Here is a 10,057-nt window from a genome sequence, read left to right as displayed (position 1 = left end):
ACGCCCGTGTGGGAAACCGCGACCGCAGCCGGACCGGCCGGGGTGCCGGACATCGTCTGGGACGACGTCATCGTGGGCGCCGGGTCCGCCGGCTGCGTGCTGGCCGCCCGCCTCTCGGAGAATCCGGAGCGCCGGGTGCTGCTCCTGGAGGCGGGCAGCGACACCACCCTCGCCCCGCCGCCCCGGGCCCTGCTCGACGCGCACGCCCCGGTGCTCGACGGCCACAACTGGGACCACGCCGCCTACGCGGGTCCCGCCTCGGAGCGCGGCCGACGCTACCCCTACCCCACCGGGAAGGTGGCCGGTGGCTCGTCGGCCGTCAACGGGGCGATGGCCGTGCGCGCCCTTCCGGACGACTTCGATGCCTGGGCGCGGGCCGGCAACCCGGAATGGTCCTGGAGCCAAGTGCTGCCGTATTTCCGGAAGGTGGAGAGCGACCACGACTTCCGGGGCGAGGCCCACGGCGACTCCGGGCCGATCCCCATCCGCCGCCCGCGCTCCGATCGACTGGGCCCGCTTCCGCAGGCGTTCGTCAAGGCATGCGCGGACGTGGGGCTGCCGTTCGTGGCCGACCTCAATGCCGACGCCCGCAGCGGATGCGGACCGACCCCCACCAACGTGGCGGACCGGCAGCGGGTTTCCACCGCCGCCGCCTATCTGGCGCCCGTCCGCTCCCGCCCCAACCTGACCGTGTGCGAGCGCAGCCAGGTGGACCGGGTGGTGATGGACGGGCGGCGCGCCGTCGGCGTCCGCGGTCGCCGCGGGGGCCGGTCCTTCCAGGTGCGGGCGCACCGCGTCACCGTGTCGGCGGGCACCATCGCGACGCCCGGAATCCTGCAGCGCTCGGGGATCGGGGACCCAACCGCCCTGCGGGCACTGGGGGTTGCTCCGCTGCTCGCCCTGCCCGGGGTGGGCGAGAACCTCATCGACCATCCGGCGGTGGTCTTCTGGGCGGAGCCGGCCGTGGGGGTCTGCCAGGACGGCGAGCCGTGGCACCAGGTCCTGGCCCGCGCGGCAACCACCCCCGGCCCGCCGGACTTCCAGATCTACCTGCTCAACAACGTGGCCACCGAGGGACTGCCCATCCTGACCGGTCTGTTGGACGCCCCCGTCGCGGCGGCCGTCTCGGCGATGCTGCTCAACCCCGTCTCCCGTGGCGCGGTCCGGCTGTCGGACGCGCACCCGGACACCGCGCCGGTCATCGACCTGCGACTGGCCTCCGCGCCGGCCGACGTGGAGCGGCTGATGGCCGGCGTCCGCCTCGCCTGGCGGATCGTGCGGTCGGGACCGGTGGCGGACCTCCTCGACCGGGTGCTGTTGTGGAACGACCGGATGGTCGAGGACGACGCCCGGTTGCGGCGCGCCGTCACCTCGTTCGTCTCCCCGACCTGGCACGCCGCCGGCACCGCCCGCATGGGACCGGTCGGCGATCCCCGCGCCGTGGTGGACCCGCACTGTCGGGTGCACGGGGCGGACGGACTGCGGGTGGTGGACGCCTCCGTCATGCCCTCGCTCCCCAGCGCACCTCCCAACCTCAGTTGCATCATGCTCGCCGAGCGGGCGGCGGAATGGATGGACGCCGAACGATGACCACCACGCCGGACGTCACACGCACGCACGCCTGGTTCGAATGCTTCCGGCCGTTGCCGCAGGCCCGGTTGCGGCTGTTCTGCCTGCCGCACGCCGGCGGCGGCGCCTACGCCTACCGCTCGTGGGCCCGGCGGCTGGCCCCGCACATCGAGGTGGTCGCGGTGCGACCGCCGGGGCGCGAACGCCGGTACGGCGAGGAGCCGTTCACCCGCCTCGACCGACTCGTGCCCTCCCTGGTCCGCGCCCTCGGGCCCTGGTTGGACCGGCCGCACGCCTACTTCGGCCACAGCATGGGCGCCCTGACCGCCTTCGAGGTGTGCCGCACCGCACGCCACATCGGCCTGCCCCAACCCCAGCGACTGCTGGTCTCCGGCACCCCGGCGCCCCAACTCCCCCGCAACCGGCCGCGACTCCACGACGCCCCCACCGGAGCCTTCGTCCAACGAGTGCGGGAACTCGGCGGCACACCGCCCGAGGTCCTCGACGACGCCGACGCCCTCTCCGCCATCCTGCCCACGCTCCGCGCGGACTGGTCCGTCGCCGAGACCTACGCCTACCGGCCCGGCCCGCCGCTCACCTGCCCGCTCTCGGTCTTCGGCGGCACCACCGACCCGCAGGCGACGGCCGAGGAACTCCGCGCCTGGCGGGCGCAGACCGAGGGTGACTGCACCCTCCGAGAATTCCCCGGCGGCCACTTCTTCCTCAACACCCAGCACACCGAAGTCCTGTCCGCCGTCTCCCACGACCTCGCACCGGCCCCCACGGAGGAACGATGAGCAGCGCAGTCCGGGACGACCACCGTTCCCACCTCCCGACGCTGGTCCACCTCCTGCGCGCATACGCACGCGGGAACGGCGACCACGTCGCGTTGCGCGACCTCCCCGACGGGGAGACCGAGACCGAACACCTCACCTACGCCGAACTGGACCGCCGCGCCCGATGTCTGGCGGCGGACCTCCAACGGCGCGGCCTCGCCGGGGAACGCGTGCTCCTGCTGTTACCCTCCGGCACGCACTACGTGATCGGCATGCTCGGCTGCCTGTACGCCGCGGCGATCCCGGTGCCGCTCAACCCGCCGACCCGCGGCTCCCAGGCCAAGCGGATCGAACACGTCCTCGCCGACTGCGGGCCGACTCTCGCCCTGCTGACGTCCGGCGCGCTGGAGACCTTCGGCGAGACGTTCCGGCGGGGCGACTGCGACGTCGCGGTGATCGACCAACTCGCCCTGCCCGACGCCGAGTCCTGGACCGACCCGGAACTCGACGCCGACGACCTCGCCTACCTCCAGTACACCTCCGGATCCACCAGCGACCCGCGCGGCGTGATGGTCAGCCACGGCAACCTGCTGCACCAACTCGACCTGTGGTGCGACAGCCTCGACCTGCACCAGGAGGACGTCCACGTCACCTGGCTGCCCCTCTTCCACGACCTCGGCCTGATCGCCGGCCTGCTCGCCCCGCTCCGCCTGGGCGGCACCACGGTGATGATGCCGCCGGCCGCCTTCGTCCAACACCCCCTGCGCTGGCTCTCCGCGATCAGCCGCTACCGCGGCACCGTCAGCTTCGGCCCCAACTTCGCCCTCGAACTGTGCCGCACCCGCATCGAACCGGAGGAGCGCACCGCGCTGGACCTGTCGAGCTGGCGCGTCGCGGCGATCGGCGCCGAACCGGTCCGCGCCGACTCCCTGGAAGGCTTCGCCGACACCTTCGGCCCCTGCGGCTTCCGGCTCGACACCTTCCGCCCCGGATACGGCATGGCCGAGGCCACCCTGGTGCTCACCATCCGCAGGGGCGCGCAGCCCCTCACGGTCCTGGACGCCGATGCAGCGGCCCTGAGCGAGGGCCGGCTCACCCCGGCCCCCGGCCCGGACGCCCGACACCGTCGACTGGTGGCCAACGGCCCCGCCTGCGGCGACACGGACGTCGTCATCGTCGACCCTCAGTCACACGTCCCGGTGCCCGACGGCCGCGAGGGCGAGGTGTGGGTCCGGGGCCGGACCGTCGCCGGCGGCTACTGGCAGCGGCCGGCGGAATCGGCCGCCACCTTCGGCGCCCAACTCGCCGACGGCAGCGGCCCGTTCCTGCGCACCGGCGACCTCGGCGCCCTCCGGGACGGTGACCTCTACATCACCGGCCGGCGCAAGGACCTGATCGTCATCCGGGGCCGGAACTACTACCCCCAGGACATCGAGACCACCGTCGCGGACTCCCACCCCGCGCTCGCCCGCGGCAGGGGCGCGGCCTTCCCCGTCGAATCCGACGGCGAGGAACGCCTGGTCGTCATCCACGAGATCAGGCGCACCGAACGCGGCCGGCACGCCCACGAGGACATCGTCGCCGCCGTCCGCCAGGCGGTCGCCGAGGAACACGGCATCGGGGCCGAGGCCGTCGTCCTGCTGCGCCCCGCCTCGCTGCCCGTCACCACCAGCGGCAAGGTCCGCCGCCGACACTGCCGACACCTCTACGCAACGGGCGGCCTCACCACCGACCACATCTGGCACCAGAACCCACCCCGCACCACCGAAGACAGCCCCGGGGCCCCGGAGGCCTCCCACGCCCCGGCCACCGTCGCGCCCCAACGCCGACAGGAAATCGTCGAGTGGCTCCGCGACCGGGTGGCCCACCTCACCGGCACCTCCGGCCAACAGGTCGACGTCCGGGCCCCGTTGGGGAGCCACGGCCTGGATTCGGTGAGCCTGACCACCGTGTCGGGTGAGCTCCAACGCTGGCTGGGCATCACCGTCGACCCGGTCATCCTCTTCCGCTACCCGACCATCGAACGCCTCGCGGAAGCCCTCACCCGGCCGCCCGCCGACGAGCCGGCCTCCCGCCCGGCGCCCGACCCGACCGGGCCACCGTCCCGTGAACCGCTGGCGATCGTCGGCATGGCCGGCACGTTCCCCGGCGCCGCATCCGTCGAGGAGTTCTGGGAGCTGCTCGTCGACGGGCGGGACGCGGTCGCGGAGGTGCCGGCCGCGCGCTGGCCCGCCGACCGCTACTACCAGGAGGGCCCGCCCACCCCGGACCGGATGAACACCCGCTGGGGCGGCTTCGTCGACGGCGTCGACGGCTTCGACGCGGCCTTCTTCGGGATCTCGGCCACCGAGGCCAGGAACATGGACCCCCAGCAGCGCCTGGTCCTGACCACCGCCTGGCGGGCGTTGGAGGACGCCGGCATCGCGCCCGACTCGCTGGCCGGCAGCAACACCGGCGTCTTCGTCGGCATCAGCTCCAACGACTACCGCCAGCGCGGCACCCGCGAGGGCGCCGAACTCGACGCCTACACCGGCACCGGCACCGCGCTCAGCCTGGCCGCCAACCGGCTGTCCTACTTCCTGGACCTGCACGGCCCCAGCTTCGCCGTCGACACCGCCTGTTCGTCCTCGCTCGTCGCGCTGCACCAGGCATGCCTGAGCCTGCGGCTCGGCGAATGCGACACCGCGCTCGTCGCGGGCGTGAACCTGCTGCTCGACCCCGACCTCACGGTGGCCTTCTCCCAGGCCGGCATGATGTCCCCCGAGGGCCGCTGCAAGACGTTCGACGCCTCGGCCGACGGCTATGTGCGCGGCGAGGGCTGCGGCGTCGTCGTGCTGCGCCGCACCTCCACCGCCCACGAGGCGAACGACCGCATTCGGGCCCTGGTCCGCGGGACGGCCGTCAACCAGGACGGCCAAAGCAACACCCTCACCGCCCCCAACGCCCTCGCCCAACAGGCCGTCATCACCCGGGCGTTGGCCGACGCCGGCCTCCCCGCGAGCTGGATCGGCTACGTCGAGGCCCACGGCACCGGCACCAGCCTCGGCGACCCCATCGAGATCGGCGCCCTCAACGAGGTCTACGGAAGCGTCGGGGGCCAACCGCTGCACGTGGGCTCGGTGAAGACCAACATCGGCCACCTCGAAGCGGCCGCCGGCATCGCCGGCCTCATCAAGGTCGTGCTCTCCCTGGAACACCACACCATCCCCGCCCACCTCCACCTGCGCGAACTCAACCCCTACATCCAACTCGACGGCACCCGCACCCGGATACCGGACGGAACCCGCGACTGGGCCGGCGGCGACCACCCCCGGGCGGCCGGCGTCAGCTCCTTCGGATTCGGCGGCACCAACGCCCACGCCATCGTCGAGGAAGCCCCCGGCGCGCAGCGCGCGACCCCCGACGCCGCCCGGTCCACCACAGGGACCGAAGGCGGCGCATGGCACCTGCTGCCGGTCTCCGCGAAGAACGACCCGGCGCTGCGCACCCTCGCCACCTCCTTCGCCGACCTGTTGGAGCAGGCCCCGCACGCCCCCGAGGGCACGCCCGCCGCCGACGCACCGCCGTTCGCCGAACTCTGCGGGGCGGCCGGAGCGCGCCGCCAACACCACGCCCACCGCCTGGCGATCCTGGCCCGCTGTGCCCCGGACGCCGCCGAGCGCCTGCGCGCGTTCGACAGGGGAGAGGAGGACGCACACGTCTCCACCGGCCTGGCCACCGGCGCCCAACGCCCCCGCGCCGGATTCCTCTTCCCCGGCCAGGGATCCCAACAGATCGGCATGGCCAAGGAGTTCCACTCCCGCTACGCCGCCTTCCGCGAGGCCGCCGACGCCTGCGACGAGATCGTCCGGGCGGAGCTCGGCGTCTCCCTCCTGCCCACCCTCTGCGGCAGCCCCGGCGAACTCGTCGACCTCACGCAGATGCGCTACGCCCAACCCTCCCTCTTCACCGTCGAATACGCCCTCGCGACGACCTGGCAGGCGTGCGGCGTCCGACCGGACCACGTGCTGGGCCACAGCCTGGGGGAGTACGCGGCGGCCTGCGTGGCTGGAATCCTGGACCTGCCCGACGCCCTCCACCTGGTCATGCTCCGCTCCCGCCTGATGCAGGACCGGACCCCACCCGGCGCGATGTACGCGGTCCACGCGGACGCCCCCCAGGCACTCATCGACGAACTGCACGCCTCCGAACCGGAGACGGTCGCCGTCGCGGCGTTCAACGGCCCGCACGACTTCACCCTCTCCGGCGACGCCACCGCGGCGGAGAAGCTGGCCGGGCGCTGGACCTCCCTCGGCGCGAAGGTCACCCGGCTCAACGTCACCCGGGCCTCCCACTCGCCCCTCATGGCCGGCCTGATCGACGAGTTCCGACAGCAGGCCGAGAAGGTGACCTACCACCCGGCCCGCATCCCCCTCATCTGCAACCTCACCGGAAAGACCGTCACCGACGCCGAGATGGGCGCCGACTACTGGCTGCGCCAGATCCAGGAACCCGTCCGCTTCGCCGACGGCATCACCACCCTCGCCGCCCAGGGCTGCCGGTTCTTCATCGAGATGGGACCCGACCCCGTCCTCAGCGGACTCGGACAGCAAACCGTCACCGACGGCCACTGGCTGCCCAGCGCCCACCGCGACGACGCCGACGACCGCCGCTTCCTGCGCAGCCTCGGCGAGTGGTACGCCCACGGCGGCACCGTCGACTGGGCCGGACTGAGCACCGCGCGCGGCGGGACGGGCACCCGCCCGCCCGAGCCGGTCCCGCTGCCCCCGTACCCCCTCCGCCCCGCCCGTCACTGGTACCGCGCCGGCCGCTCCGACACGACGGCCACCGCGACCACCACCCACCCACTGCTCGGCAGCCGCCTCGAACTCGCCGGCACCAACGGCCGCTGGTATACCAACACCCTCACCGCGGACCGCCCTTGGTACGCCGCCCAACACCGCGTACTGGACACCCCCGTACTCCCCGCCGCCGCGATGGTCGAATGGTCCCTGGCGGCCCTCCGCGAAGCCGCCCCAACGGCCGGCCCGTGGACCCTGGAAGGGATCACCTTCAACGAACTCGTCCCGCTCCACGAGGACCGACCGACCACGGTGCAGGCCCTGGTGGAGGAGACGGGCGCCGCGGACGCGGCGGGCAACGCGGTGGACGTGAACGCCGGCGCGCGACGGGTGCGTTGCTTCGTCCGCGAGGCGGATGCCGCCACCTCCCCGTGGACGGAGTGCGCCACGGTGACGGCCGCGTCGCCGGGCCACCAGGAACCAGGCCCGGCGCCCGACACGCCCGACGCCCTCGCCGCCCGCCTTCCGCAGGCCGACAGTGAGGCCGTCTACCGCAGGGCCAGCGGCTTCGGCGTCGAGTACGGCCCGGCCTTCCGGGGACTCACCCAACTATGGAGCGACGGCAACGAAGCCCTCGCCCGCATCGAGGCCACCCAACGCCGCGCCGGCGACGACGCCTACGCCCTCCACCCCGCGGCCCTGGACGCCTGCTTCCACATCGCCGCCTCCTTCCTCACCCAACCCGACGCCAGCAACGCCTCCCCCGTTTGGCTGCCGGCCGCCGTGGACCGCATCACCGTCCACGACCGCCTCACCGGCGACCTCTGGTGCCACGCCCGCTGGCACGGCACGGCGGCCACGGACAACGCATGCCTGGCCGACCTGGACATCCTCTCCACCGAAGGCAAGCCACTGGCCACCATCGAGGGCCTCCGACTCCGGGCCGTGTCCCGCACCCTCCTGCCCGACGCGACGCTGCCGCCGCTACGCCGCTACACCCTCGACTGGCGGCCGATCCCTGGCCAGACCAGCGAGACGACGGACAACCGGACCCCGCAGCACGGCACTTGGCTCATCGTCACCCGCAACCCGGAGACCGGCCGCACCTGGCGCGACGAACTCGCCCGAGCCGGCTCCCACCCCCTCCTGGCGGTGACCGACACCCCGGCCTTCGTCCCCACCGACCCCGGCGAATTCCACATCCCCCAACCCGAATCCGAGGACGCCTTCGCCGCCCTCCTCACCGCCGCGAAGACCACCACCACACCCCTGCGAGGCGTCATCCTGGACGGCGCCCCGACCACCCCCTCCGCCCCACAGTCCCCCTCCGACACCCCCGACCACCACCCGCTCTACGACCTGGCCCACGCCACCCTCACCACCCTCCGCTCCTTCCTCCCCACCTGCGTCGAACAACAGGCCCTGCTCGTCCTGCACTCCCAAGACACCGGTACGCCCCCCGAATCCCCCGGCAGCGACACCGCCCGGCACCGGATCGACATCGACATTGACCAGACGGTCCTCACAGGCTTCGCCAAGGCCGTCGTCCACGAGTACCCCGACCTCAAGTGCGTCCAGGTCGACTCCTCGGCCACCGACGGTACGGTGCCCCTGACACCCCTGCTCCGGCGCGTCGACCAGCACCCGGGCTCCGGCCATCTGGCCGTCCGCAACGGCCGTTGGTACGAGGCGCGCCTCCGCGAGGCCGCGCTCCCGGAGGCTCCGACGGAGACCGCGCGCATCCGGCCCGACGCCACCTACCTCATCACCGGCGGCTGGGGCGGCATCGGCCGCACCCTCGCGCAGTGGCTGGTACGGCGCGGCGCCACCGCGCTGGCCCTGGCCGGCCGCCGACCGCCCCACCCGGTGCCCGCCTGGATCACGGCGCTCCGCGACCGAGGAGTACGGGTCGAGCTGTGCGCCACGGACGTCGCCGACACCACCGCGGTCCAACGACTCATCGACCGGATCGCTGGCGAACTCCCGCCGCTACACGGCGTGTTCCACGCCGCGGGCAGCACCGACGACGGTCGGCTGGAAGACCTGGACCACGACCGCCTGACGAAGGTCCTGGACCCGAAGATCCGAGGCGCCTGGAACCTCCACCACGCCACGACCAACCAACCGCTCGACCTCTTCGTCGTGATCTCCTCCATGGCCGCGCTGCTCGGCTCGCCAGGCCAGGCCAACTACGTCGTCGCCAACGCCGTCCTCGACGCCCTCGCCCACCGCCGCGCCGCGGCGGGGCTGCCGGCCCTGAGCGTGGCATGGGGGCCGTGGGCCGACGACGGCATGGTGACACCGGAGCAGCTCGACCGGCTCGCCCGCACGGGCATGCACGGCATCCGCACCCGCGAGGCCAGCGACGCGTTCCCGCTGCTCCTCACCACCGACTCCGCCCACTTCGGCCTGGCGAAGACCGACTGGGGACGCTTCACCGCAGCCACCCCCCGCCGCCTCCCCTACACCCTCCTCGCCGACCTGGAACCCACCGAACAGCACGGCACCACGGACGCGGACGCCGACCGCCTGCGCGAACTGACCCGTCTCGTGCTCGAAGAGCCCGAAGCCGGCACGGCAGCGGTCATCTCCGAACTGCTCCGCCAGGTAAGCCTCTTGGTGGGCATGGACGCCCACGAACGCGAGGAACTGCGCCCGACCTTCCCGCACGTCCGCCTGAACGAGATCGGGCTGGACTCCCTGATGGCCGTCCAACTACGCAACCGACTGCTGTCCGGCCTCTCCGCCAACGTCCCCACCAAGCAACTGTTCGGCGCCGCCACGGTCTCGGACATCGCGGACCTGGTCTCCCGCCAGATCACCCTCCGCGCCGTCATGGACACGGACGAGCCCACCCCCGCGACCACCGAAGAGGAAACCGAAGTCGTACGCCTCTGACCATCGCCAACCCACGGCGCCCGCCCTGCCACC

3 protein-coding genes are annotated in these 10,057 nt (G+C 73.2%); all 3 read left to right on the top strand.

What is annotated here, in order from left to right; all coding sequences use genetic code 11:
• The first annotated feature begins 6 nt into the window (after window positions 1–6).
• From ACIQU6_RS31035 to ACIQU6_RS31025, 3 genes are read left to right on the top strand one after another with little or no spacing between them, the layout of a single operon-like run.
• Window positions 7–1,590, top strand: coding sequence for a GMC family oxidoreductase (locus ACIQU6_RS31035; RefSeq protein WP_403485034.1), 1,584 nt, complete (start codon window positions 7–9; stop codon window positions 1,588–1,590).
• Window positions 1,587–2,366: a thioesterase II family protein gene (locus ACIQU6_RS31030; protein WP_403485033.1), complete on the top strand. Its 780-nt coding sequence runs from the start codon at window positions 1,587–1,589 to the stop codon at window positions 2,364–2,366. The genes ACIQU6_RS31035 and ACIQU6_RS31030 overlap by 4 nt, the downstream gene beginning before the upstream one ends.
• Window positions 2,363–10,024, top strand: coding sequence for a type I polyketide synthase (locus tag ACIQU6_RS31025; protein WP_403485032.1), 7,662 nt, complete (start codon window positions 2,363–2,365; stop codon window positions 10,022–10,024). The genes ACIQU6_RS31030 and ACIQU6_RS31025 overlap by 4 nt, the downstream gene beginning before the upstream one ends.
• Window positions 10,025–10,057 lie beyond the last annotated feature (33 nt).

It is taken from the genome of Streptomyces sp. NPDC090442 (genome assembly GCF_044769405.1).
Taxonomy (GTDB): Bacteria; Actinomycetota; Actinomycetes; order Streptomycetales; family Streptomycetaceae; genus Streptomyces.
The sequence above is the reverse complement of the archived record's forward strand: the minus strand, read 5'-3'. Positions and strand labels throughout refer to the sequence as shown.

What these genes read in the sequence shown, in the direction of transcription:
- ACIQU6_RS31030 (WP_403485033.1), top strand. Translation starts at nt 1,587, where the DNA reads ATGACCACCACGCCGGACGTCACACGCACGCACGCCTGGTTCGAATGC.
- ACIQU6_RS31025 (WP_403485032.1), top strand. Translation starts at nt 2,363, where the DNA reads ATGAGCAGCGCAGTCCGGGACGACCACCGTTCCCACCTCCCGACGCTG.